This is a genomic window from Pseudomonas delhiensis (genome assembly GCF_900187975.1).
Lineage (GTDB): Bacteria > Pseudomonadota > Gammaproteobacteria > Pseudomonadales > Pseudomonadaceae > Pseudomonas > Pseudomonas delhiensis.
The window spans coordinates 179,423-203,168 of the sequence record NZ_FZPC01000005.1 but is presented as its reverse complement, the minus strand read 5'-3'; the positions used below and the strand labels follow the sequence as shown (position 1 = coordinate 203,168).

Genomic DNA, 23,746 nt, shown 5'->3' with positions numbered 1-23,746 from the left:
GCCCTCAACGCAGTTTCAACGTGGCCAGGCCGATCAGCACGAGAATCACCGTGATGATCCAGAAGCGCACGATCACGCGCGGCTCCGGCCAGCCCTTGAGTTCGAAGTGGTGGTGGATGGGCGCCATGCGGAACACCCGTTTTCCGGTCAGCTTGAAGCTGGCGACCTGGATGACCACCGACAGGGTTTCCATGACGAACACCCCGCCCATGATGAACAGCACGATCTCCTGGCGGACGATCACCGCGATGGTGCCCAGCGCGGCGCCCAGGGCCAGCGCGCCGACGTCGCCCATGAAGACCTGCGCCGGGTAGGTGTTGAACCAGAGGAAGCCCAGGCCCGCACCGACGATGGCGGAGCAGAAGATGATCAGCTCGCCGGCCCCGGGCACGCTGGGGATCAGCAGGTATTCGGCGAACTTCACGTTGCCCGACAGGTAGCAGAAGATGCCCAGGGCGCCGCCGACCATCACCGTCGGCATGATCGCCAGGCCGTCCAGGCCGTCGGTCAGGTTCACCGCGTTGCTGGAGCCGACGATGACGAAGTAGGTCAGCACCACGAAGAAGATGCCCAGGGGAATCTCGATGTTCTTCAGCAGCGGCAGGATCAGGGTGGTTTCCACCGGGGTCTCGGCGGTCAGGTAGAGGAAGACCGCGGCGCCCAGGCCGAACACCGACTGCCAGAAATACTTCCAGCGGCTCGGCAGGCCGCGGGAGTTCTTCTCGATCACCTTGCGGTAGTCGTCGACCCAGCCGATGGCGCCGAACAGCAGGGTCACGGCCAGCACCACCCAGACGTAGCGGTTCGACCAGTCGGCCCAGAGCAGGGTGCTGATGGCGATGGCGGTGAGGATCAGGGCGCCGCCCATGGTCGGGGTGCCCTTCTTCGACAGGTGCGACTGCGGCCCGTCGTTGCGCACGGCCTGGCCGATCTGGCGGATCTGCAGGGTGCGGATCATCCAGGGGCCCAGCCACAGCGACAGGGCGAGCGCGGTCAGCACGCTGAGGATGCCGCGCAGGGTCAGGTACTGGAAGACGCCGAAGCCCTTGTGGAACTGTTGCAGGTACTCGGCGAGCAGCAGCAGCATCAATGTTTCTCCTCGGGGGAGGCGCACAGCGCCGCGACGACCTTGTCCATCGCCGCGCTGCGCGAGCCCTTGATCAGAATGGTGGTGGTGGAGGGTTCGCCGGCCAGGGCCTGGATCAGGCTGGCCTGGTCGGCGAAGTGCCGGCCCGCCGCGCCGAACGCCTCGACGGCGTTGCGCATCAGCGGCCCCACGGCATAGAGCGCACCGACCTTGCCCGCGGCGTAGACGCCCACCTCGCGGTGCGCGGCCTCGGCCCAGGCGCCCAGTTCGCCCATGTCCCCGAGGACCAGGACGGTCCGGCCGGAAAAGCCGGCGAGTATATCAACGGCCGCGCAGATTGACGCCGGGTTGGCGTTGTAGCTGTCGTCGATCACCCGCATGCCGTTCGTCGCCAGCTGGGCAACCGCGCGGCCCTTGACCGGCTGCAGTTGCGCAAGGCCCCGGGCGATCCCGACCAGCGGCACGCCCAGGGCGTGGGCCGCGGCCGCGGCGGCCAGGGCGTTGGCGACGTTGTGTTCGCCCAGCAGGTTGAGCTGGATGCGCGCCTCGCCGGCCAGCCCCAGCAGGGTGAAGCCGACGCAGCCGCGGGCGTCGCGCTGCAGGTCGCGGGCGCGGAAGTCGGCGTTGCCGTTGTTCAGCGCGAAACTCAGTACCCGGCGCCCGGCGGCGCGGGCCTTCCAGGTGTCGAAGGCGCGGTCGTCGAGGTTGAGCACGGCGCTGCCGGCCGCATCCAGGCCCTCGAGGATCTCGCCCTTGGCCAGGACGATCCTGTCCTGGCCGCCGAACTCGCCGACGTGGGCGGTGCCGGCGTTGGTGATGATGGCCACCTGCGGGCGTGTCAGGCCGACGGTGTAGGCGATCTCGCCGACCCGCGAGGCGCCCAGTTCGATCACCGCGCTGGCGTGCTGCGGGCCGATCTGCAGCAGGGTCAGGGGCGCGCCCAGGTCGTTGTTCAGGTTGCCGCGGGTAGCCAGGACCTCGCCCTGGGTGCGCAGGATGCTGGCGAGCATCTCCTTGACCGTGGTCTTGCCGCTGGAGCCGGTCACCGCCGCCACCTGGCCGGTGAAGGCGGCGCGGTTCAGCGCGCCGAGGCGGCCGAGGGCCTCGCGGGTGTCGGCCACCAGCAGCTGCGGCAGCGGCGCTTCCGCCACCTCGCGCTGCACCAGGGCGGCGACGGCGCCCTTGGCGGCGACCTCGGCGAGGTAGTCGTGGCCGTCGAAGCGCGGCCCGCTCAGGGCGACGAACAGTTGGCCGGCCTCGATGGCGCGGCTGTCGGTGCTCACCGCGTCGAAGGCGACGTCGGCGCCCAGCACGCGGCCTTCCAGGGCGGCGGCGACTTCACTGAGCAGCAGCGGCTTAAGCATCTTTCTTCACCTCCCAGGCTGCCAGCGCCTTGGCGGCTTCTTGCAGGTCGGAGAACGGCTGGCGGACGCCGGCGATCTCCTGGTAATCCTCGTGGCCCTTGCCGGCCAGCAGCACCACGTCGTCGGCGCCGGCGCCGGCGATCAGCTGGGCGATGGCCAGGCCGCGGCCCGGCACGAAGCGCACCGCCTCGGGCCTGGCGAAGCCGGCACGGATGTCGTCGATGATCCGCGCGCTGTCTTCGCTGCGCGGGTTGTCATCGGTCACCAGCACGCCGTCGGCATGCCGTTCGGCCACCTGGGCCATGATCGGGCGCTTGCCGCGGTCGCGGTCGCCGCCGCAGCCGAACAGGCACAGCAGCTTGCCGTGGGCATGCGGGCGCAGCGCCAGCAGGACCTTCTCCAGGGCATCGGGGGTATGGGCGTAGTCCACCACCACCAGCGGCTTGTCGCCGCCGCCCAGGCGCTGCACGCGGCCCACCGGGCCCTGCAGTTGCGGCAGCACCTTGAGGATGTCGCCCAGCGGGTAGTCCAGGCCGAGCAGCGCGCCGACCACCGCCAGCAGGTTGCTCAGGTTGAAGCGGCCGAGCAGCGGGCTGCGCAGCACGCCCTCGCCCTTGGGCGAGACCAGGTGGGCTTCGACGCCGGCGTCGCTGAAGCGCGCCTCGCGGCAATGGAGGAAGGCGCTGGCGTCTTCCAGGCTGTAGCCCATCAGGCGCGAGGGGTGCGCCTCGCCGGCCAGCTGGCGGCCGAAGGCGTCGTCCAGGTTGATCACCCGGCACTTCAGGCCCGGCCAGGCGAACAGCCTGGCCTTGGCGGCGCCATAGGCTTCCATGGTGCCGTGGTAGTCCAGGTGGTCGCGGGACAGGTTGGTGAACACCGCGACGTCGAATTCGAGGGCGGCCACGCGGCCCTGCTCCAGGCCATGGGAGGACACCTCCATGGCCACGGCGCGCGCGCCGTCCTGCTTCAGCCGCGCCAGGGTGGCCTGTAGCGCCAGGGCGTCGGGGGTGGTGTGCCTGCCGCTTTCCAGGGCGCCGTGGAAACCGTTGCCCAGGGTGCCGACGATGCCGCAGCGCTGGCCGAGCAGGTCCAGGGCCTGGGCCAGCAACTGGCTGACGCTGGTCTTGCCGTTGGTGCCGGTGACGCCGATCAGCTCGATGCCGCGGCTGGGCTCGCCGTAGAAGCGCCCGGCGATGGCCGAGAGCTGGGCGGCCAGGCCCTTGATGGCGACCAGCGGCGTATCGCCGCTGGGCGCGACGGACGCCCCCTCGGCCTCGTAGGCGATGGCGGCGGCGCCACGGGCGACGGCGTCGGCGATGTGCGCGCGGCCGTCGTGCAGGGCACCGGGAATGGCCAGGAACAGGTCGCCGGGCTTGACCGCGCGGCTGTCCAGGGTCAGCTCGCGGATCAGCACGCCGTCCTCGGCCTGCGGCAGCAGTTGGTTAAGGCTCATCGGCATCAGCCACGCCCTCCTTTCATGGGCGCAGCATCGGCTTGCTGCTGCGGGGTCGTCTGCAGGTTGTCTGGCGGAATGTTCATCAATCGCAGCGTGCCGGACATCACCTTGCTGAACACCGGAGCCGAGACCAGGCCGCCGAAGTAGCCGGCCTTGCTGGGCTCGTCGATGACCACGACGACCACGAAACGCGGGTTGCTCATCGGCCCGAAGCCGGCGAACAGCGAGCGGTAGGAATTCTCGGCGTAGCCCTTGGCGCCGGTCTGGGTCTTGCGCGCGGTACCGGACTTGCCGGCCACATGATAGCCGGGGACCTGGGCGCGATAGACGCCGTTCGGCGCCTCGACCACCTGCTGCAGCATGCCCTGCATGGTCTTGGCGACCGGCTCCGGGATCACCTGGCTGGCGGTCGGCTGGCGGTCGGCGCGGACCATGGTCAGCGGCACCGTCTGGCCGTTGTTGGCCAGGGCCGCGTAGGCGTGGGCCAGCTGGATGGCGGTGACCGACAGGCCGTAGCCGTAGGACAGGGTGGCGGTCTCGGCCTTGCGCCACTCGCGGTAGTTGGGCAGGTTGCCGACGCGCTCGCCGGGGAAGCCCAGGCCGGTGTCCTGGCCCAGGCCGACCTTCTGCATCAGCTGGTAGATGGCCTCGCCGCCGATGTCGAAGGCGACCTTGCTCATGCCCACGTTGCTGGAGCGGATGAGGATGCCGGTGAGGTCCAGCACCGGGCCTTCGGTGCGCGACACGTCGCGGATGGTGTAGCGGCCGATCTGCAGGGTGCCCGGGTAGACCTCGACTGTGTCGCTGGGCTTCCAGCGCCCGGTCTCCAGCGCCGCGCTCATGGAGAACGGCTTCATGGTCGAGCCCGGCTCGAAGACGTCGATCATGGCGCGGTTGCGCATCATCTCCGGCTGCATGTCGCGGCGGTTGTTCGGGTTGTAGGTCGGCTGGTTGGCCATGGCCAGGACCTCGCCGGTCTTCACGTCGAGGATCACCAGGCTGCCGGCCTTGGCGCCGTTCTCGACGATGGCGTTGCGCAGCTCGCGGTTGGCCAGGTACTGCAGGCGCAGGTCGATGGACAGCGCCAGGGTCTTGCCGGCCTTGGCGTTGCGCGTGACCTGCAGGTCGCGGATCAGGTGGCCGCGGCGGTCCTTGAGCACCTGGCGCTTGCCCGGCACGCCGGCCAGCCAGCTGTCGTAGGACAGCTCGACGCCTTCGCGGCCGCGGTCGTCCACGTCGGTGAAGCCGACCACCTGGGCGGTCACGTCGCCGGCCGGGTAGAAACGACGAAACTCCTCGATGGAGTAGACGCCGGGAATCCTGTTGGCCTTGACCTCGGCCATCACCGCCTCGCCCTGCTCGGGCGTGAGCCCGCGGACCAGGTAGATGAATTCCTTGTCGGCCATCTGCTCCAGGCGCGCGCTCAGCGCGTCGCGGTTGACCCCCAGGGCGTGGGCCAGGATCGGCCACTTGTCGCGCTCCAGCACCAGCTCCTTGGGGTTGGCCCAGAGGGTGGCGACCGGGGTGCTCACCGCCAGCGGCTCGCCGTTGCGGTCGGTGATCTGCCCGCGGTGGGCCGGAATGGAGATGTGCCGCACGCTGCGCGCGTCGCCCTGCTCCTGGAGGAAGTCGTGGTCGATCACGTGCAGGTCGACGATGCGCCAGACGATGGCGGCCACCATCGCCAGCAGCAGCCCGACGGCGACGCGGAAACGCCAGGGGAAGAGCGCGCCGTTGAGGTTCTTCATGGCGCCACCATGATGATTTCCGCCGGGTCCGGCACGCGCATCTTCAACTGGCCGGTGGCCAGGGTCTCGATGCGGCTGTAGGCGGTCCAGGTGCTCTGCTCCAGCACCAGGCGGCCGTACTCGGCCTGCGCCTTGTCGCGCACGCTGAGTTCGGCGTACAGGGTGTTCAGCAACTGGCGGTTCCAGTAGGCGCTGTAGGCCACGGAAATCGCCGACAGCAGCACGCCGATGAACAGCAGCAGCATGATGAAGCTGCCGGTGGGCAGGCGCTTGGCGAACAGGCGGCTCATCGCAGCTTCTCCGCCACGCGCATCACCGCGCTGCGCGAGCGCGGGTTGGCCTTGAGCTCGGCGTCGGAAGCGTACTGCGGCTTGCCCAGCAGCTTCAGGCGCGGCTCGAAGGCCTTGGCGCGGATCGGCAGGTCGCGCGGCAGGTTGTCCGCCTCGCCCTTGGCGTGCTTGCGCATGAACTGCTTGACGATGCGGTCTTCCAGGGAGTGGAAGCTGATCACCACCAGCCGGCCACCCACCGCCAGCGCCTCCAGGGCGGCGTCCAGGCCGCGCTCGAGGTCGCCCAGTTCGTTGTTGACGTGGATACGCAGGCCCTGGAAGGCCCGGGTAGCCGGGTTCTTGCCCTTTTCCCAGGCCGGGTTGGCCTCGGTGATCACGGCCGCGAGGTCGGCGGTGCGCTCGAAGGGCTTCTCCGCCCGGCGCTGCACGATGGCGCGGGCCATGCGCCTGGCGAAGCGTTCCTCGCCGTACTCCTTGAACACCCGGGCGATCTCGTCCTCGGCGGCGCTGGCGATCCACTCGGCGGCGCTGACGCCGCGGCTCGGGTCCATGCGCATGTCCAGCGGGCCGTCGTTGAGGAAACTGAAGCCGCGCTCGGGATCGTCCAGCTGCGGCGAGGACACGCCCAGGTCCAGCAACACGCCATCGACGCGGCCGGTCAGGCCGCGCGCGGCCAGCTCTTCGCCCATCTCGGCGAACGACCTTTGTACAACGACGAAGCGGCCGTCTTCGGCCGCCAGTGCTTGACCCGTGGCTATCGCCTGGGGGTCCTTGTCGAACCCGAGCAACTGTCCGCCCGGGTCCAGCCTGCCAAGCAAGGCCCGGCTGTGCCCTCCCCTGCCGAAGGTACCGTCCACATAACGGCCGCCCGCCCTCGGGGCCAGCGCGTCGACGGCCTCCTCGAGCAGAACGGTGATGTGTTGGTAGGTGGCGTTCACAGGCAGGCTCACAAAATCAGGTCGCGTAGTTCATCCGGCAGTCCGCCGGGTTCCTTGATGGCGGCGAGGTCGGCCTCGGCCACCGCATTCCACTTGTCTTCGTCCCACAGCTGGAACTTGTTCAACTGGCCGACGAGCATCGCCCGCTTGTCCAGCCCGGCGTACTCGCGCAGCCGCGGCGGCACCAGGAAACGCCCGTTGCCGTCCAGTTCCAGGTCCACCGCGTTGCCGATCAGCAAACGCTGCAGGCGCCGCGTTTCTTCACGCAGCGAGGGCAGCTCGCGGAGCTTGGCTTCGATGAGTTCCCATTCGGGCAAGGGGTAGACGGTCAGGCAGGGGTCGACGGCATCGATGGTGACGATGAGCTGGCCATTGCAACGCGAAACGAGCTCGTCACGATACCGACTCGGCATCGCGAGGCGCCCTTTGGCGTCGAGACTGATGGCGTTGGCTCCGCGAAACACGTCAGCGTTTCCCCCGGTGGTTGGCTTTCCTTGCCAATTGATCCCACTTTTACCCACTTCATACCACTTGCGCACACTATAGAAATGCGCGCTCCCCACCGTCAAGGCGAGGCCGAAGGGAAAAATCCTTATAGGACGGAGATTTAGCGTGCTTTTAAGAGGTTCGGTGGCGTTTTTGACGCCATCTGGAAAGGCAAAAAGCCCAGTGTTTTCAAAACACTGGGCTTTTTTACTTAAAGCAACTTCTTAAGATTTATGCTTCTTCCATCGCGCGACAAATGGTCGTTGTGGGAAGAAGTGGGAAAAGTGGGGAGAGCCGATCTGTAAGCCGGGTTCTGTCGAGGACAGCCATTCCTCTGGGACGTCCATCACTGAACGCCTCAAGCGACCTACCCGAATCCAGCGCGGGCCACGCAACGGATTCCTATTTGGTCTTGCTCCGAGTGGGGTTTACCTAGCCACGCACTGTTGCCAGCCGTGCGGTGCGCTCTTACCGCACCTTTTCACCCTTACCGGCGCTGTAGCGCTTAGGCGGTTGTTTTCTGTGGCACTTTCCGTAGGCTCGCGCCTCCCAGGCGTTACCTGGCACTCTGCCCTATGGAGCCCGGACTTTCCTCCCCCATGTGGAAACCACATGGCAGCGACTGTCCAATCGACTCTCCGGCGCCAAGGTTAGCGGCAGCGACTGCCTGCCGCAAGGGCAATCCGCCAGCCCGCTACGAAGGTCTCAGGTCGCGAACGGCGGCCTCAGTCCGCCTTGCGCTCCAGCGCCGCCTGGTACAGCAGGTTCTTGCGCACCCCGGTGATCTCCGCCGCCAGCGCCGCCGCGCGCTTGACCGGCAGCTCCGCCAGCAGCAGGTCGAGCACCCGCAGCGCTTCGGCGTCGATGCCCTCCTCCTGCGGCGCCTCCCAGCCGCCCAGCAGCAGCACGCACTCGCCGCGCTGCTGGTTGGCGTCCGCCGCCACCCAGTCGCGCAACTCGCCCAGGGGCAGGCCCTTGAGGGTCTCGAAGGTCTTGGTCAGCTCGCGGGCCAGCACCGCCTGGCGCGCCTCGCCGAACACCTCGGCCATGTCCTGGATGCACTCCAGCAGGCGGTGCGGCGCCTCGTAGAAGATCAGCGTGCGCGGCTCCTCGCGCAGCGCCTCCAGGCGCGCCTTGCGCCCGGCCGTCCTGGCCGGCAGGAACCCTTCGAAGACGAAGCGGTCCGACGGCAGGCCCGCCGCCGACAACCCGGCGATCAGCGCGCAGGCCCCCGGCACCGGGACCACCCGGATGCCCGCGGCGCGCGCCTGGCGCACCAGGTGGTAGCCGGGGTCGGAGATCAGCGGCGTGCCGGCATCGGAGACCAGCGCCACGTCGTCCCCCGCCAGCAGGCGGGTGATGAAGCGCCCGCCCTGCTCGCGCTCGTTGTGCTCGTGGCAGGCGGCCAGCGGCGTCTCGATGCCGAAGTGCTGCAGCAGGCGGATCGAGTGGCGGGTGTCCTCGGCGGCGATCAGGGCCACCTCGCGCAGGGTGCGCTGGGCACGGGCGCTGATGTCGTCGAGATTGCCGATGGGCGTAGCCACTACATACAAGGTACCGAGGGACACGCAGCGCTCCTTAATCCCGAACCGGAAAATTCCCCATTGTATCCCGTTTCAGGCGCCCGCCATCGCCTCGGCCTGCCGCCTTGGGTACAATTGCCGACTCTTTGAATGCGCCACGAGAAGCCCGATGATGATCGCTCGACTGCGTCCGCTTTCCGCCCTGTGCCTGGCCACCCTGCTGGCCGCCTGCGCCAGTTCGCCCTCCTCCAACCTCGGCGAGTTGCCGCGCACCCCGAACGCCAGCATCGAGCAACTGCTGCAGCAGGCCGCCACCGCCAAGCCCGAGGAAGCCGTGCTGCTCAAGCTGTCGGCCGCCGACCTTGCCTACCAGCAGAAGGACATCGCCCGCGCCGCGCAGATACTCCAGCAGCTCCCGATGGACAGCCTCAAGCCGGCGCAGCAGATCTTCGCCAGCACCCTGGATGCGCAGATTTCCCTGGCCCGCAACAAGCCCAAGGCCGCCCTCAAGGCCTTCGACCATCCCAGCTTCGCCCACCTGGGCGAATTGCCGGTGGAACAGCAGGCGCGCAGCGGCCTGGTCAAGGCCCAGGCCCTGGCCGCCGATGGCCAGACACTGGCCGCCGCCCGCGAGCGCGTGTTCGTCGACCCGCTGCTCAACGCCGAGGCCAGCAAGGCCAACCACGAGGCCATCTGGGGCCTGGTCTCCAGCCTGCCGGTGGAGCAGTTGCAACCGGTGGCCAACGAAGGCGACCTGAACGGCTGGCTGGACCTGGCCCGCGTGGTGAAGAGCGCCTCGACCCTGCAGGAGCAGCAGGCCAACATCGACACCTGGCGCCAGCAGAACCCGCAGCACCCGGCGGCCAAGCAACTGCCGGACGCCCTGGAGAAGCTCAAGTCGCTGGCCGCCCAGCCGCTGAACAAGATCGGCCTGCTGCTGCCCCAGCAGGGCCAGTTGGCCGGCGTCGCCCGCGCCCTGCAGGACGGCTTCATGGCCGCCTACTACCAGGCCCAGCAGGGCGGCAGCCAGCAGCCGGCCATCCAGCTCTACGACAGCAGCCAGGTGCGCTCGCTGGACGACTTCTACCGCCAGGCCCAGGCCGACGGCGTGCAACTGGTGGTCGGCCCGCTGGAGAAGCCGCTGGTCAAGCAGCTCGGCGATCGTCCGCAACTGCCCATCACCACCCTGGCCCTGAACTACACCGACAGCGCCCAGGCCGGCCCGGCCCAGTTGTTCCAGTTCGGCCTGTCGGCCGAGGACGAGGCCCGCGAAGTGGCCCGCAAGGCCTGGGACGACGGCATGCGCCGCGCCGTGGCGCTGGTGCCGCGCGGCGACTGGGGCGACCGCGTGCTGGCGGCCTTCAGCCGTGACTGGCAGGCCCGCGGCGGCACCCTGATCGCCGCCGAGCACGTCGACCAGCCGGTGGAGCTGGCCCAGCAGATCGCCGACCTGCTCCAGCTGCGCCAGAGCGAAGGCCGCGCCAAGCGCCTGCAGGGCGTGCTCGACAGCAACGTCGACACCCAGCCCTCGCGCCGCCAGGACATCGACTTCATCTTCCTCGCCTCGACCCCGCAGCAGGCGCGCCAGATCAAGCCGACTCTGGCCTTCCAGTACGCCGGCGACCTGCCGGTCTACGCCACCTCCAACCTCTACACCGGCCAGAGCAACCCGGCGCAGGACCAGGACCTCAACGGCATCCGCTTCTGCGAGACGCCCTGGCTGCTGCAGACCGGCAACCCGCTGCGCCAGCAGGTCGTGGCCCAGTGGCCGCAGGCCGCCACCAGCCTCGGCCGCCTCTACGCCATGGGCGCCGACGCCTACCGCCTGGCCCCGCGCCTGCCGGAGCTGAAGGCCCTGCCGGGCATGCAGCTCGACGGCTTCACCGGCAACCTGAGCCTGGCGCCCAACCAGCGCATCCAGCGCCAGCTGCCCTGGGCGGAGTTCCGCAATGGCCAGGCGCAGGCACTGGAGAACGGCGGCCTTTGATCGGCGGGCGCGGCGGCTCCGCCGAACTCGGCCGCCGCGCCGAGCAGCTCGCCCGCGAGCACCTGCAAGGCCAGGGCCTGCGCCTGCTGGCGCAGAACTGGCGGTGCCGCCGCGGCGAGTTCGATCTGGTCATGCTGGACGGCGATACAGTAGTATTCGTCGAAGTTCGCTGCCGCCGGCACCAGGCCTGGGGTGGCGCCCTGGAAAGCGTGGATGCGCACAAGCGCCAGCGGCTGGTCGCCGCCGCCGAACATTTTCTGCAACAGGAAGCCCGCTGGTCCCGGCACCCCTGCCGGTTCGACGTAGTGGCGGTGCAGCCCTCCGCGGGGACCCCACCCGCTCAACTGAACTGGATCACCAACGCCTTTGACACCTGATCAGACGCTCGACGAAAGGTCACACCTGATGGACATGCAATCCCGTATCCGCCAGCTCTTCCATGCCAGCATCGAGACCAAGCAGCAGGCCACGGAAGTGCTGATTCCGCATATCGAACAGGCCAGCATGGTGATGGTCAATGCCCTGCTCAACGAAGGCAAGATCCTCAGTTGCGGCAACGGCGGCTCGGCGGGCGACGCCCAGCATTTCTCCTCGGAACTGCTCAACCGCTTCGAGCGCGAGCGCCCGAGCCTGCCCGCCGTGGCCCTGACCACCGACAGCTCGACCATCACCTCGATCGCCAACGACTACAGCTACAACGAGGTGTTCTCCAAGCAGATCCGCGCCCTCGGCCAGCCCGGCGACGTGCTCCTGGCGATTTCCACCAGCGGTAACTCGGCCAACGTCATCCAGGCCATCCAGGCCGCCCACGACCGCGAGATGGTGGTGGTGGCCCTGACCGGCCGCGACGGCGGCGGCATGGCCTCGCTGCTGCTGCCGGAGGATGTCGAGATCCGCGTGCCGGCCAAGGTGACCGCACGCATCCAGGAAGTGCACCTGCTGGTGATCCACTGCCTGTGCGACCTCATCGATCGTCAACTGTTCGGGAGTGAAGAATGAGTCGTAGTCCGCTGACCCTCGCCGGCCTCCTTGCCCTGACCCTGGTCATGGGCGGCTGCAGCAGCTTCCTCAGCGCCACCCGCGAGGAGCCCATCGACGACAACCGCGGCACCCGCACCATCGGCAGCACCATCGACGACTCGCTGATCGAGACCAAGGTCGCGGTCAACGTCGCCAAGGCCGATCCGGACCTGGACCGCAACTCGCACATCGTCGTCATCAGCTACAACGGCGTGGTCCTGCTGGCCGGCCAGACGCCGCGCGCCGACCTGAAGAACAAGGCCGAGCAGGCCGCCCGCGGCGTGCAGAAGGTCAAGACCGTGCACAACGAGTTGCAGGTCATCCAGCCCTCCTCGCTGCTGGCGCGCAACAACGACACCTGGCTGACCACCAAGATCAAGACGCAGATGCTGACCGACGCCAACGTGCCGTCCTCGCGCATCAAGGTCGTCACCGAGAACGGCATCGTCTACATGCTGGGCCTGGTGACCCGCCGCGAAGGCGACCTGGCCACCCAGGTGGTGCAGAACGTCAATGGCGTGCAGAAGATCGTGCGGCTGTTCGAGTACATCGACTGAGCGACTTCAGCCAGTTGAAAAAGCCCCGCCAAGCGGTAATGCTGTTCACTTAAGAAAAACGCCGCGACTCCCATGGGAGTCGCGGCGTTTTTCTTGGTCTGTTTTCTAGCCTCTGTGGGTCGATTCTGGTGTCGAGCCCTCTCGGAGTGGCTGAAAAACATACAAACAACCCGCTGCCAGATGACTGGCAGCGGGTTTCTGGAGTAGCCCGCCAAGCGTTAAACGCTTAAGTGAACAGCATTACCGCCAAGCGGGGCTTTTTCTTGGCGCCGCGGCGGCTCTTCGTAGGAACGCAGGGCGCATAACCGTTCGCGGTTATCCGCCGCTGGCCAAAACTGTACCGGGACGCCCGGCGCGGCCGGTGAATCCAATCGCGGACGGAGTCCGCTCCTACGCTCGTGCTTCCGGAGCAGGCTCTGTCCACGATTCGGCGGATAACGCCGTAGGCGCTATCCACCACAGAATGGGTTGGGCGAAGCGATACCCACCTCGGCGCGCCCTGCAAAGCAGGCTCCTACGGGCCCACCTGCCCGCCGGCGAACCATCACAACCGCGCGGGCATGAAAAAGGCGATCCGAGGATCGCCTTTTTTCTTACTTGACCACCTTCAGGCTGGGCCGCCCGCTGGGCTTTGGCGGCTCGTCGCTGGGGCCGCCGTCGTCCTGCAGTTCCTCGTCGTCCGCCGGCACCGGCGGCTCCAGGTCGAAGACCATGCCCTGGCCGTTCTCCCGCGCATAGACCGCCATCACCGCCTGGGACGGGATGTACAGGCTCTGCGCCACGCCGCCGAAGCGCCCTTCGAAGCTCACCGCCTCGTTGTCCATCAGCAGGTGGCGCACCGCCGTGGGCGACACGTTGAGGACGATCTGGCCGTCGCTGGCATAGCCCGGCGGCACCTTGACCCCCGGGTACTCGGCGTTCACCAGGATATGCGGTGTACAGCCGTTGTCGACGATCCACTCATAAAGGGCTCGTACGAGGTAGGGTCGACTGGAATTCATCATCGGTATCCTTAGCGCATATCACGTTCTATAGAGGACAGACTAGCCTGGAAGCTGTCACGGGCGAACTGCCGCTCCATGTAGTCGAGCAACGGCTTGGCCTGCCGCGGCAGCTCGATGCCGAGTTGGGGCAGGCGCCAGAGGATCGGCAGCAGGCAGCAGTCGACCAGGCTCAACTCCTCGCTGAGGAAGAAAGGCTTCTCGGCGAACAGCGGCGACACACCCGTTAGACTCTCACGCAACTCCTTGCGCGCCAAGGCGCGATCGCCATCCTTCTGACGATCGTCGAGGATGCGGTCGACCAGGGCGCACCAGTCGCGCTGGATGCGGTGCACCAGCAGGCGGGTGTTGGCGCGCGCCACCGGGTACACCGGCATCAGCGGCGGGTGCGGGTAGCGCTCTTCCAGGTACTCCATGATCACCGTCGACTCGTAGAGCACGAGGTCGCGGTCGACCAGGGTCGGCACGCTGGCGTAGGGGTTGACCTCGGCCAGCTTCGGCGGGCAGCGCCCGGCCTGGACCTCGACGATGTCGGCCTGGACGTTCTTTTCCGCCAGGACCAGACGCACGCGGTGGCAGTAGTGATCGGCAGGGTCGGAGTAACAGGTGAGTTTATTGACTGCGGCCATGCCGGGCCTCCTCGCAACAGCATTTCAGGGAGGTAAAAAGACGCGCGCGCCCCGAGGGGCGCGCGCGCTTCAACGCTTGGAGCTGGCTGTGCTTAGTGCACGTCCTTCCAGTATTCGCGCTTGAGCAGGTAGGCGAACACGAAGAAGAAGGCCAGGTACAGCAGGACGTAGGTGCCGATGCGGTGGGAATCCAGCTTGTTCGGGTCAGCCGAGTAAGCCAGGAAGGTCACCAGGTTCTTCACCTTCTCGTCGAACTGCGCTTCGGTCAGCTGGCCGGTCTTCGGCACCACGGTGAGCTGGTCGCAGGCCTCGTGGGTCAGCGGCGTACCGGTCAGCGGATCGAACTGCTTCTTGCCATTTTCCACGACCTGGACCTGCTTGCAACCGATAACCTGGCGGCCTTGCACGCTACCCAGCACGTTGGGCATGCCGACGTTCGGGAACACCTTGTTGTTCACCCCCCACGGACGCTTGGGATCCTCGTAGAAGGAGCGCAGGTAGGTGTACAGCCAATCGGTGCCACGCACGCGGGCCACCAGGGTCAGGTCCGGCGGCGCGGCGCCGAACCAGACCTTGGCGTCGGCCGGCTTCATGCCGATGTCCATGTGGTCGCCGATCTTCGCCCCGGTGAACACCAGGTGGCTCAGCATCAGCTCCTCGGGAATCCCGAGGTCACGGCCAACGCGCTCGTAACGCTGGAACTTGGCGCTGTGGCAACCCATGCAGTAGTTGGCGAAGGTACGCGCGCCATCCTGCATGGCTGCTTTGTCGGTCAGGTCGATGTCGACGTGATCGAGGGCCGGTCCGTGGCCTTCGGCGGCGAAGCCGAAGAGGGGCACCAGGGCCAGAATCAATGCTGCGAATTGCTTTTTCATCAGCCAGTCACCCTTTCCGGAACCGGTTTGGTTTTCTCCATCCGGGTGTAGAACGGCATCAGGATGAAGAACGCGAAATACAGGATGGTGCACAGACGCGACAGCGTGGTGCCCAGCGGCGACGGGGCCTGGGAGCCGTAGTAGCCGAGGATCACGAAGGACACCGCGAAGATCACCAGCCAGATCTTGCTCAGCCAGCCCTTGTAGCGGATCGAGCGCACCGGGCTACGGTCGAGCCACGGCAGCACGAACAGCACGGCGATGGCGGCGCCCATGGCGATGACGCCCATCAGCTTGTCCGGAACGGCGCGCAGGATCGCGTAGAACGGGGTGAAGTACCACACCGGGGCGATGTGCTCGGGGGTCTTGAACTGGTTCGCCATCTCGAAGTTGGGCTTCTCGAGGAAGAACCCGCCCATTTCCGGGAAGAAGAAGATCACGGTGCAGAACACGAACAGGAAGACCACCACGCCGAGGATGTCCTTGACGGTGTAGTACGGGTGGAACGGGATACCGTCCAGCGGGATGCCGTTCTCGTCCTTCTTCTTCTTGATGTCGACGCCGTCGGGGTTGTTCGAGCCGACTTCGTGCAGCGCCAGGATGTGCAGCACGACCAGGCCGAGCAGGACGATCGGCAGGGCGATCACGTGCAGGGCGAAGAAGCGGTTCAGGGTGATGCCGGAGATCAGGAAGTCACCGCGGATCCACTGCGCCAGCGCCTCGCCCACCACCGGGATGGCGCCGAACAGCGAGATGATCACCTGGGCGCCCCAGTAGGACATCTGGCCCCAGGGCAGCAGGTAGCCCATGAAGGCCTCGGCCATCAGGGCGAGGTAGATCAGCATGCCGAACAGCCACACCAGCTCGCGCGGCTTCTGGTAGGAGCCGTAGAGCAGGCCGCGGAACATGTGCAGGTAGACCACCACGAAGAACGCCGAGGCGCCGGTGGAGTGCATGTAGCGGATGATCCAGCCGTAGTCCACATCGCGCATGATGTATTCCACGGAGGCGAAGGCTTCTTCCGACGACGGCGTGAAGCTCATGGTCAGCCAGATACCGGTGAGGATCTGGTTGACCAGCACCAGCAGCGCCAGGGAACCGAAGAAGTACCAGAAGTTGAAGTTCTTCGGGGCGTAATACTTGCTCAGATGGTCTTCCCACATCTTGGTCGCGGGGAAGCGGGCATCGACCCAAGCCATGAACTTGTTCATCAGGCTTTCTCCTGGTCCACACCGATGGTCAGCACGTCACCATCGAGGCTATAGGGCGGAATCGGCAGGTTCAGGGGCGCGGGCTGGCCCTTGTAGACGCGACCGGCCAGATCGTAGTGGGAGCCGTGGCAGGGGCAGAAGTAGCCACCCTTCCAGTCCGGGCCGAGGTCGGCGGGAGCGACTTCCGGGCGGAAGGTCGGCGAGCAGCCCAGGTGGGTGCAGATACCAACGATGACGGCGAGTTCCGGCTTGATGGAGCGCAGCTTGGGATCGACGTAGGTCGGCTGGTCGGAGGCCTTGGATTCCGGGTCGGCCAGCAGGCCCTCGAGGGTCGGCAGGGCGTCGAGCATCTCCTTGGTTCGGTGAACCAGGAACACCGGCTTGCCGCGCCATTCAGCGATGACCTGCTGCCCTGGCTCGATCTTGCCGACGTTCACCTTCACCGGCGCGCCGGCCGCCTTGGCCTTGGCACTGGGGAACCATGACCCCACGAACGGGACCGCAGCACCGACAGCTCCCGCGGCGCCGACCACCGAAGTGGCCGCGACGAGGAAGCGACGCCGGCCTGCATTCACGCCGTCATTACTCATTCAGTCGTCTCCCATCAGCTTTAGCCCGTTATCTTCTCGGGCCTTAGAGTAAAAGTTGTGCCGCAGAAAAATTCGCCAAATGGTAAAGAAAAGCCCTCTACCTGACAAGGTAATTACCCTTGAGCAGGAAGCTGGAGCCCTTGTGCCACGCGGCTCTCAGGCATGCGACACCTTGCCGCATAAATTGCCGGCCACCTTAATCCTAGGCATAAAAAAACGCCCAGTCCTGTTGGAGCTGGGCGTTTTTTCGAAGCGCCGTATTAACGCTTGGAGTACTGCGGACGCTTACGCGCTTTGCGCAGACCGACTTTCTTACGCTCAACCTCGCGGGCGTCGCGGGTGACGTAGCCGGCTTTGCGCAGGGCGCTGCGCAGGGTTTCGTCGTATTCGATCAGGGCGCGGGTGATACCGTGACGGATCGCACCGGCCTGGCCGCTGACACCACCACCGACGACGGTGACGTAGATGTCGAACTTCTCGGTGTTCTCGGTCAGCTCGAGCGGCTGACGTACGACCATGCGAGCGGTTTCGCGGCCGAAGAACACGTCCAGGCTGCGGTTGTTGATGGAGATATTGCCGGTACCCGGACGCAGGAAGACGCGTGCGGTAGCGGTCTTACGACGGCCAGTGCCGTAATTTTGAGTCGCCGACATGATGAGCTATCCCGTTAAATCTTCAGTTCTTGAGGCTGCTGAGCGGTGTGCGGGTGGCTGGCACCCTTGTACACTTTCAGCTTGCGGTACATGTCGCGACCCAGCGGGTTCTTCGGCAGCATGCCTTTGACCGCGATCTCGATGACGCGCTCGGGAGCCTTGGCAATCAGCTTCTCGAAGTTGATCGACTTGATACCGCCCGGGAAGCCCGAGTGATGGTAGTACATCTTGTCGGTGGCTTTGGCGCCGGTGACACGAACCTGTTCGGCGTTGATCACGACGATGTAGTCGCCGGTGTCAACGTGCGGGGTGTATTCCGGCTTGTGCTTGCCGCGCAGGCGGGTAGCGATTTCGGTAGCCAGACGACCCAGGGTCAGGCCAGCAGCGTCGACGACGAACCAGTCGCGCTTAACAGTTTCTGGTTTCGCGGTGAAAGTTTTCATTCGTTATAGCCTCAGGGGCCGCCTGAAAATAAGACGGCGAATCTTACTGGACAGTGGTTGCCTTGACAAGTCAAGGACAGCCAGAAACAGACACGATTTGGGGCTCGGGTCAGTGTGCGTCCGTAACGACTAGATGTATCAATCGGCAGGCTAGGCATCCCCCACCGATGAAAGGCTGCCGAATTATGCAGATTCCGGCAGAATTTACAACCTCGTCGACACTCGATTTCACTAGGAGAAGCGCATGGAGTACCGCCCGCTCGGCCGCACCGGACTGAAAGTCAGCGCCCTGTGCCTCGGCACCATGACCTGGGGGGAGCAGAACAGCGAAGCCCAGGCCTTCGCCCAGATCGACCTGGCCAAGGCCGCCGGCGTCAATTTCATCGACACCGCCGAGATGTACCCGGTGCCGCCGCGCGCCGAAACCTACTCGCGCACCGAGCAGATCATCGGCAACTGGTTCCGCCAGCGCGGCGACCGCGCCGACTGGATCCTGGCCAGCAAGGTGGCCGGCCCCGGCAACGGCATCAGCCACATCCGCGACGGCCAGCTCAGGCATGACCGCAAGAACATCGTGGCCGCGCTGGACGCCAGCCTGAAGCGCCTGCAGACCGACTGGATCGACCTCTACCAGTTGCACTGGCCCGAGCGCAGCACCAATTTCTTCGGCCAGCTCGGCTACCAGCACAAGGCCCAGGACTTCACCCCGCTGGAGGAAACCCTGGAAGTGCTCGACGAGCAGGTGCGCGCCGGCAAGATCCGCCACGTCGGCCTGTCCAACGAGACGCCCTGGGGCACCATGCGCTTCCTGCAGCTGGCCGAGCAGCGCGGCTGGCCAAGGGCGGTGTCGATCCAGAACCCCTACAACCTGCTCAACCGCAGCTTCGAGGTGGGCCTGGCGGAAATCGCCATCCGCGAGCGCTGCGGCCTGCTGGCCTACTCGCCGCTGGCCTTCGGCATGCTCTCGGGCAAGTACGACAACGGCGCGCGCCCGGCCAACGCCCGCATCACCCTGTTCAGCCGCTTCACCCGCTACACCAACCCGCAGAGCGAGCGCGCCTGCGCCCGCTACGTGGCCCTGGCCCGCGAGCACGGCCTGGACCCGGCGCAGATGGCCCTGGCCTTCGTCACCCGCCAGCCGTTCGTGACCAGCAACATCATCGGCGCGACCTCGCTGGAGCAGCTGGAAAGCAACCTGGGCAGCCTCCACCTGCAGCTTGCGGAAGAGGTGCTGGCCAGCATCGAGGCGATCCACAAGGACCAGCCCAACCCGGCGCCCTGAAAGCGGCGGCAGGCGGCAGGCCACAGGCTACAGGCAAGAGCGCGCTCTTCGCCTGCAGCCTGCCGCCTGTGGCCTGTAGCCGCTCACAGCGCCCTTGCGATAATTTCCTTCATGATCTCGTTGGTCCCCGCGTAGATGCGCTGCACCCGCGCGTCTGCCCAGGCGCGGGCCACCGGGTATTCCCACATGTAGCCGTAGCCGCCGTGCAGTTGCACGCACTCGTCGAGCACCTTGCACTGCAGGTCGGTGGTCCAGTACTTGGCCATGGCCGCGGTGGGCACGTCGAGCTTGCCTTCCAGGTGCAGCTCCAGGCAGCGGTCGACGAAGGTGCGCCCGACCTGGATCTCGGTGGCCATCTCGGCCAGCTTGAAGCGGGTGTTCTGGAAGTCCGCCACGGCCTTGCCGAAGGCCTTGCGCTCGCGGGTGTAGTCGAGTGTCCACTTCAGCGCCGCCTCGGCCGAGGCCAGGGCGCCCAGGGCCACGGTCAGGCGCTCCTGGGGCAGCTCCTGCATCAGGTAGACGAAGCCCTGCCCCGGCTGGCCGAGCAGGGCCTCCCTGGGCACGCGCACGTCCTGGAAGAACAGCTCGGAGGTGTCCTGGGCCTTCATGCCGACCTTCTCCAGGCGCTTGCCCTTCTCGAAGCCCGGGGTGCCGGCCTCGACCAGGAACAGGCTGGTGCCCTTGGCGCCGGCCTTGGGGTCGGTCTTGGCCACCACTATCACCAGGTCGGCGAGGAAGCCGTTGGTGATGAAGGTCTTGGAGCCGTTGATGACGTATTCGTCGCCATCCAGCACCGCGGTGGTCTTCACCCCCTGCAGGTCGGAACCGGCGCCCGGCTCGGTCATGGCGATGGCGCCGACCATCTCGCCGGAAACCAGCTTCGGCAGGTAGTGCAGCTTCTGCGCCTCGCTGCCGTAATGCAGGATGTAGGGCGCGACTATGTCCGAGTGCAGGGAGAAGCCGATGCCGGTCAGGCCGAAGCGGCCGATCTCCTCGATCACCACCGCGCTGTAGAGGAAGTCCGCGGCCATGCCGCCGTAGGCCTCGGGGATGTGCGAACAGAGCATCCCCGCCTCCCCCGCCTTGTTCCACAGGGCGCGGTCGATGTGGCCGTCCTTCTCCCACTGGTGGTGGAAAGGCACGGCTTCCTGCTCGAGGAACTTGCGCACGCTGTCGCGGAAAAGCTCATGGTCGGAACTGAACAGGGTTCTGGGGATCATGCTCGCCTCCTGGCGCCTCGCTGGAGGGCCGAATGTAGGGCAGCCCGCCGAGCGGCGCCTACTGGACACTTGCGCCAAAAAATAAGACGATCCAGCCGCCATTTGACCGGTTAAGCGTCGAATGCGGCCCTTAACAACAATGATAAGAACGATGTCCGAACAATCCGTATCTTCCCTGAAAAGGGTCAGCATTCTTGCGACCGACGGTGTCTTCGCCTCCACGCTCATGCAGGCGCGGGACTTTCTGCACATGGCCAGCCTGCGCTTCGGCAGGCAGGAAGGCCTGGGCCTCACGCCGCTGCTGCGCAGCCGCATCGTCAGCCCCGACGGCCAGCCGGTGCGCGCGTTCAGCGGCGACCTGCTGGCGGTGGACGGCGCCCTCGACGAATCCGACCTGGTGATACTGCCGGCCTTCTGGGGCGACTTCGACCAGTTGCTGGCGCGTTATCCACAGGTGGTGCCCTGGCTGCGCGAACGCCACGCCGCCGGCTGCGCCATCGGCAGCGAGGCCACCGGGGTGTTCTGGCTGGCCGAGGCCGGCCTGCTGGATGGCAAGGAGGCGACCACCTACTGGCGCTTCTTCGACGACTTCGCCGCACGCTACCCCAAGGTGCTGCTCAACCGCGAGAAGCACATCACCGACGCCGACAACCTCTATGCCGCCAGCGGCGTGACCTCCGCCCGCGACCTCTACCTGTACCTGATCGAGCGCTTCTGCGGCGCCAACGTGGCCCAGGGCGTCTCCCGCGACATCCTCTTCGAGGTGCAGCGCAGCTATACCCCCGGGCGCCTGGGCTTCGGCGGCCAGAAGCTGCACCACGACCCGGCCATCCTGCAGGTCCAGCAATGGCTGGAGGACCACTACGCGGACAAGTTCCGCTTCGAGGACGTGGCCCGCGAGCACGGCATGAGCATCCGCAACTTCATGCGCCGCTTCCAGGCCGCCACCGGCGACAAGCCGCTGCACTACCTGCAGCGCCTGCGCATCGAGACGGCGCGCAGCCTGCTGTCGACCTCGCGCAAGAGCATCAAGACCATCAGCTACGAGGTGGGCTACGACGACGCCAGCTTCTTCGCCCGGCTGTTCCGCCAGCACACCAAGCTGTCACCCAACCACTACCGCAACCAGTACCGGCGGAAAGAGGCCTGAAACACGCCAGCCGTAGGATAGGTCCCGTGCACCGGGGCAGCTGCCTATGATCGGGGCTGCCCTTCCAGAACAAGAACACGGGATACCGCCATGCGCCGCCTATTGCTCGTCCTGCTCGCCAGCTTCTGCCTGCCCGCCTTCGCCGCGGGCGACTGGAAGCCCTTCCCCTACGACCAGAGCGCCTTCGACTACGCCGGCGACAAGCTGCGCAGCGCCTGGCCGCGGCTGACCCGCGGCTTCGGCGGCTACCCCTTCCCCGACGCCGCCTGGGTGACGAAGATGGCCGCCGCCCACCCCGACGCGGTGGCCAGGACCGTCGCCGCCGGCAGCGGCTTCAGCGGCAAGCCCGAAGAAGCCCAGGCCTACGCCGAGAAGCTGCAGGACGTATGGCGCAAGGTGTTCCGCGGCGACTTCGCCCAGGCCCGGCAGGACGGTCTGGCCCTGGGTGTCGGCGGCCAGGTGCCGGCGATGTTCGCCCAGGTGCTCTACGCGATGTTCCTGGCCCCGGCGGCGGACAAGCAGCAGTTGCTGGAGGAAGTGATCAGCTACACCGACCAGGCCGGCCCGCTGCTCAACGCCGACCCCATCGCCCAGTTCGGCCGCGCCTACGCCAAGGCGCGGCTGGCGGAGGAACTGCCGGTGCCGGTGGTGCTCAAGCGCGGCTACACCAGCGACATTCCCAGGGAGCTGGACGCCATTCTCGCCAAGCAGCCCAACCAGCCCTTCGCCCTGGCGCTGTACGGCGGCTACGAGGCCGGCGTGATCCGCAAGGTCGGCAAGCTGGTCGGGCGCATGACCTACGGCGTCAGCGCGGACAAGATGGAGAGCTACTTCGCCCGCTCCTTCCGCGCCAGCGACGACCTGCCCATCGGCCACTACGAGTACGCCAACGCGCTGGGCTACGTGTATGGCGATGACGAACAGGACAAAGCGCTGGAGCAGTTGAGGAAAGCGGTGGCGGTCAAGCCGATCAACGCCATGGAGGCCCTGGAAGTGGCGCACGCCAAGCAGTTGCTGCAGAAGGCCGAGGCGCAGACCGCGCAGCGCTGAATGCTTTTCGTAGGAGCGAGCTTGCTCGCTCCTACGAAGAGCCAGAAACGAAAAAGGGCTGCCACTGTCAGCCCTTTCTCATCGCCCCCTCAAGGCCGGTGCGGCCGGCTGAGGAACTCGTGGGACTGCATCTCCAGCAGGCGGCTCAAGGTGCGCTGGAACTCGAACTCCAGGCGGCCGCCGGTGTACAGGTCCTTCAGTTCGACCTCGGCGGAGATGATCAGCTTGACGTTGCGGTCGTAGAACTCGTCCACCAGGTTGATGAAGCGGCGGGCCATGTCGTCCTTGGCCACGTTCATCTGCTCGACGTTGGAGATCAGCACCGCGTGGAAGATCTTCGCCAGCTCGATGTAGTCGTTCTGGCTGCGCGGGCCGTCGCACAGCTCGCGGTACTCGAACCAGGCCACGTCGTCGCAGGTCAGGCGCGCGCGGATCTCGCGGTTCTCGATCATCAGCACGTCGTCGCGGGTGGCCGCGGCGCATTCCGGGGTGAGCTTGCGGAAGTCGCGGGCCATGGCCTGCTCGGCCTGCTCGGTGAGCGGCCAGTGGTACAGCTCGGCCTGCTCCAGGGCGCGCAGGCGGTAGTCCACGCCGCTGTCGACGTTGACCACCTCGGTGTGCTCCTTGAGCAGGGCGATGGCCGGCAGGAAGCGGGCGCGCTGCAGGCCGTCCCGGTACAGGCCGTCGGGCACGATGTTGGAGGTCGCCACCAGGCTGACGCCGTTCTTGAACAGCTCCTCCAGCAGGGTCGCGAGGATCATGGCGTCGGTGATGTCGGAGACGAAGAATTCGTCGAAGCAGATCACCCGGGCCTCGTCGGCGAAGCGCTTGCCGATGATGGTCAGCGGGTTCTTCTCGCCCTTGAGTGTCTTCATTTCCTCGTGCACGCGCTTCATGAAGCGGTGGAAGTGCGTGCGCATCTTCTGCTTGAACGGCAGCGCGTCGAAGAAGGTGTCCACCAGGTAGGTCTTGCCGCGCCCCACGCCGCCCCAGAAGTACAGGCCCTTGACCGGCCCGTTGGACTTCTTGCCGAGCAGCTTGCCGAACAGCCCGGGCTTGGCCTGGTCGGCCGCCAGCAGGTCGTCATATAGACGCTGCAGGTGCTTCACGGCATTGGCCTGGGCCGCATCGTGGAAGAAATCGGGACGTTTGAGGTCTTCCTGGTAGCGCTGAAGGGGCGTCATGA

24 protein-coding genes and 1 other RNA gene are annotated in these 23,746 nt (G+C 66.6%); 7 read left to right on the top strand and 18 right to left on the bottom strand.

Going from position 1 to position 23,746, the window contains the following annotated elements; translation table 11 throughout:
* Nucleotides 1–4 precede the first annotated feature (4 nt).
* The 9 genes from mraY to rsmI form a co-directional block, all read right to left on the bottom strand.
* Nucleotides 5–1,087 carry a phospho-N-acetylmuramoyl-pentapeptide-transferase gene (mraY, locus tag CHC02_RS06385; protein ID WP_089390653.1) on the bottom strand — a complete coding sequence of 361 codons (1,083 nt, stop codon included), beginning with the start codon at nucleotides 1,085–1,087 and terminating at the stop codon, nucleotides 5–7.
* Nucleotides 1,087–2,451, bottom strand: coding sequence for a UDP-N-acetylmuramoyl-tripeptide--D-alanyl-D-alanine ligase (locus CHC02_RS06380; RefSeq protein WP_089390652.1), 1,365 nt, complete (start codon nucleotides 2,449–2,451; stop codon nucleotides 1,087–1,089). The genes mraY and CHC02_RS06380 overlap by 1 nt, the downstream gene beginning before the upstream one ends.
* A complete protein-coding gene (locus tag CHC02_RS06375; protein WP_089390651.1) occupies nucleotides 2,444–3,910 on the bottom strand; it encodes a UDP-N-acetylmuramoyl-L-alanyl-D-glutamate--2,6-diaminopimelate ligase in 1,467 nt (488 codons plus the stop codon). The genes CHC02_RS06380 and CHC02_RS06375 overlap by 8 nt, the downstream gene beginning before the upstream one ends.
* Nucleotides 3,910–5,655: a peptidoglycan D,D-transpeptidase FtsI family protein gene (locus CHC02_RS06370; RefSeq protein ID WP_089390650.1), complete on the bottom strand. Its 1,746-nt coding sequence runs from the start codon at nucleotides 5,653–5,655 to the stop codon at nucleotides 3,910–3,912. The genes CHC02_RS06375 and CHC02_RS06370 overlap by 1 nt, the downstream gene beginning before the upstream one ends.
* The gene (gene ftsL / locus CHC02_RS06365) at nucleotides 5,652–5,945 is read right to left on the bottom strand and encodes a cell division protein FtsL (RefSeq protein WP_089390649.1); all 294 of its coding nucleotides are present in this window, start codon (nucleotides 5,943–5,945) and stop codon (nucleotides 5,652–5,654) included. Before ftsL ends, CHC02_RS06370 begins: the two co-directional genes overlap by 4 nt.
* Entirely contained in the window at nucleotides 5,942–6,883 is a 942-nt protein-coding gene (gene rsmH / locus CHC02_RS06360; RefSeq protein WP_089390648.1) for a 16S rRNA (cytosine(1402)-N(4))-methyltransferase RsmH, read from the bottom strand. The genes ftsL and rsmH overlap by 4 nt, the downstream gene beginning before the upstream one ends.
* 8 nt (nucleotides 6,884–6,891) lie before the next feature.
* Nucleotides 6,892–7,347, bottom strand: coding sequence for a division/cell wall cluster transcriptional repressor MraZ (gene mraZ / locus CHC02_RS06355; RefSeq protein WP_089390647.1), 456 nt, complete (start codon nucleotides 7,345–7,347; stop codon nucleotides 6,892–6,894).
* A gap of 308 nt (nucleotides 7,348–7,655) precedes the next feature.
* Nucleotides 7,656–8,007: RNase P RNA component class A (rnpB, locus tag CHC02_RS06350), an RNA gene on the bottom strand.
* A gap of 87 nt (nucleotides 8,008–8,094) precedes the next feature.
* Complete coding sequence (rsmI, locus tag CHC02_RS06345; RefSeq protein ID WP_089390646.1) at nucleotides 8,095–8,937, bottom strand: 16S rRNA (cytidine(1402)-2'-O)-methyltransferase; 843 nt, start codon at nucleotides 8,935–8,937, stop codon at nucleotides 8,095–8,097.
* A 127-nt stretch (nucleotides 8,938–9,064) separates the two neighbouring features.
* Here rsmI and CHC02_RS06340 point away from each other — a divergent pair, with 127 nt between their 5' ends.
* From CHC02_RS06340 to CHC02_RS06325, 4 genes are read left to right on the top strand one after another with little or no spacing between them, the layout of a single operon-like run.
* Nucleotides 9,065–10,879, top strand: a complete 1,815-nt coding sequence (locus CHC02_RS06340; protein WP_089390706.1) for a penicillin-binding protein activator — start codon at nucleotides 9,065–9,067, stop codon at nucleotides 10,877–10,879.
* Entirely contained in the window at nucleotides 10,879–11,256 is a 378-nt protein-coding gene (locus CHC02_RS06335) for a YraN family protein (RefSeq protein ID WP_425262402.1), read from the top strand. The genes CHC02_RS06340 and CHC02_RS06335 overlap by 1 nt, the downstream gene beginning before the upstream one ends.
* A 28-nt stretch (nucleotides 11,257–11,284) precedes the next feature.
* Nucleotides 11,285–11,878 (top strand): phosphoheptose isomerase, encoded by a 594-nt coding sequence (locus CHC02_RS06330; protein ID WP_009617899.1) that lies wholly within the window; start codon nucleotides 11,285–11,287, stop codon nucleotides 11,876–11,878.
* On the top strand, nucleotides 11,875–12,456 hold the full coding sequence (locus tag CHC02_RS06325; RefSeq protein WP_089390644.1) for a BON domain-containing protein: 582 nt from the start codon (nucleotides 11,875–11,877) through the stop codon (nucleotides 12,454–12,456). Before CHC02_RS06330 ends, CHC02_RS06325 begins: the two co-directional genes overlap by 4 nt.
* A gap of 593 nt (nucleotides 12,457–13,049) precedes the next feature.
* On the opposite strand, the gene CHC02_RS06320 is transcribed toward CHC02_RS06325, so the two are convergent.
* From CHC02_RS06320 to rplM, 7 genes are all read right to left on the bottom strand, one after another.
* The gene (locus CHC02_RS06320) at nucleotides 13,050–13,457 is read right to left on the bottom strand and encodes a ClpXP protease specificity-enhancing factor (protein WP_089390705.1); all 408 of its coding nucleotides are present in this window, start codon (nucleotides 13,455–13,457) and stop codon (nucleotides 13,050–13,052) included.
* Nucleotides 13,458–13,468: 11 nt separating this feature from the next.
* Complete coding sequence (locus CHC02_RS06315; RefSeq protein WP_089390643.1) at nucleotides 13,469–14,086, bottom strand: glutathione S-transferase N-terminal domain-containing protein; 618 nt, start codon at nucleotides 14,084–14,086, stop codon at nucleotides 13,469–13,471.
* 92 nt (nucleotides 14,087–14,178) lie between these two features.
* Nucleotides 14,179–14,961: a cytochrome c1 gene (locus CHC02_RS06310; protein ID WP_089390642.1), complete on the bottom strand. Its 783-nt coding sequence runs from the start codon at nucleotides 14,959–14,961 to the stop codon at nucleotides 14,179–14,181.
* On the bottom strand, nucleotides 14,961–16,172 hold the full coding sequence (locus tag CHC02_RS06305; RefSeq protein ID WP_089390641.1) for a cytochrome b: 1,212 nt from the start codon (nucleotides 16,170–16,172) through the stop codon (nucleotides 14,961–14,963). The genes CHC02_RS06310 and CHC02_RS06305 overlap by 1 nt, the downstream gene beginning before the upstream one ends.
* Nucleotides 16,172–16,762 (bottom strand): ubiquinol-cytochrome c reductase iron-sulfur subunit, encoded by a 591-nt coding sequence (gene petA, locus CHC02_RS06300; protein ID WP_089390640.1) that lies wholly within the window; start codon nucleotides 16,760–16,762, stop codon nucleotides 16,172–16,174. The genes CHC02_RS06305 and petA overlap by 1 nt, the downstream gene beginning before the upstream one ends.
* 260 nt (nucleotides 16,763–17,022) lie before the next feature.
* Entirely contained in the window at nucleotides 17,023–17,415 is a 393-nt protein-coding gene (rpsI, locus tag CHC02_RS06295; RefSeq protein ID WP_009617885.1) for a 30S ribosomal protein S9, read from the bottom strand.
* A gap of 14 nt (nucleotides 17,416–17,429) precedes the next feature.
* Entirely contained in the window at nucleotides 17,430–17,858 is a 429-nt protein-coding gene (gene rplM / locus CHC02_RS06290; protein ID WP_074977748.1) for a 50S ribosomal protein L13, read from the bottom strand.
* Between the two features lie 244 nt (nucleotides 17,859–18,102).
* On the opposite strand from rplM, the gene CHC02_RS06285 reads away from it, so the two are divergent.
* A complete protein-coding gene (locus CHC02_RS06285; protein ID WP_089390639.1) occupies nucleotides 18,103–19,140 on the top strand; it encodes an NADP(H)-dependent aldo-keto reductase in 1,038 nt (345 codons plus the stop codon).
* A gap of 83 nt (nucleotides 19,141–19,223) precedes the next feature.
* Here CHC02_RS06285 and CHC02_RS06280 read toward each other — a convergent pair whose 3' ends face one another.
* Nucleotides 19,224–20,360 (bottom strand): acyl-CoA dehydrogenase family protein, encoded by a 1,137-nt coding sequence (locus CHC02_RS06280; RefSeq protein WP_089390638.1) that lies wholly within the window; start codon nucleotides 20,358–20,360, stop codon nucleotides 19,224–19,226.
* 250 nt (nucleotides 20,361–20,610) lie between these two features.
* Here CHC02_RS06280 and CHC02_RS06275 point away from each other — a divergent pair, with 250 nt between their 5' ends.
* Together CHC02_RS06275 and CHC02_RS06270 are read left to right on the top strand one after the other, a co-directional pair.
* Nucleotides 20,611–21,510, top strand: a complete 900-nt coding sequence (locus tag CHC02_RS06275) for a GlxA family transcriptional regulator (RefSeq protein WP_167364809.1) — start codon at nucleotides 20,611–20,613, stop codon at nucleotides 21,508–21,510.
* A gap of 90 nt (nucleotides 21,511–21,600) precedes the next feature.
* On the top strand, nucleotides 21,601–22,560 hold the full coding sequence (locus tag CHC02_RS06270) for a hypothetical protein (RefSeq protein ID WP_089390636.1): 960 nt from the start codon (nucleotides 21,601–21,603) through the stop codon (nucleotides 22,558–22,560).
* A gap of 89 nt (nucleotides 22,561–22,649) precedes the next feature.
* Here CHC02_RS06270 and zapE read toward each other — a convergent pair whose 3' ends face one another.
* Nucleotides 22,650–23,744: a cell division protein ZapE gene (gene zapE / locus CHC02_RS06265; RefSeq protein ID WP_043272363.1), complete on the bottom strand. Its 1,095-nt coding sequence runs from the start codon at nucleotides 23,742–23,744 to the stop codon at nucleotides 22,650–22,652.
* Nucleotides 23,745–23,746: the final 2 nt, after the last annotated feature.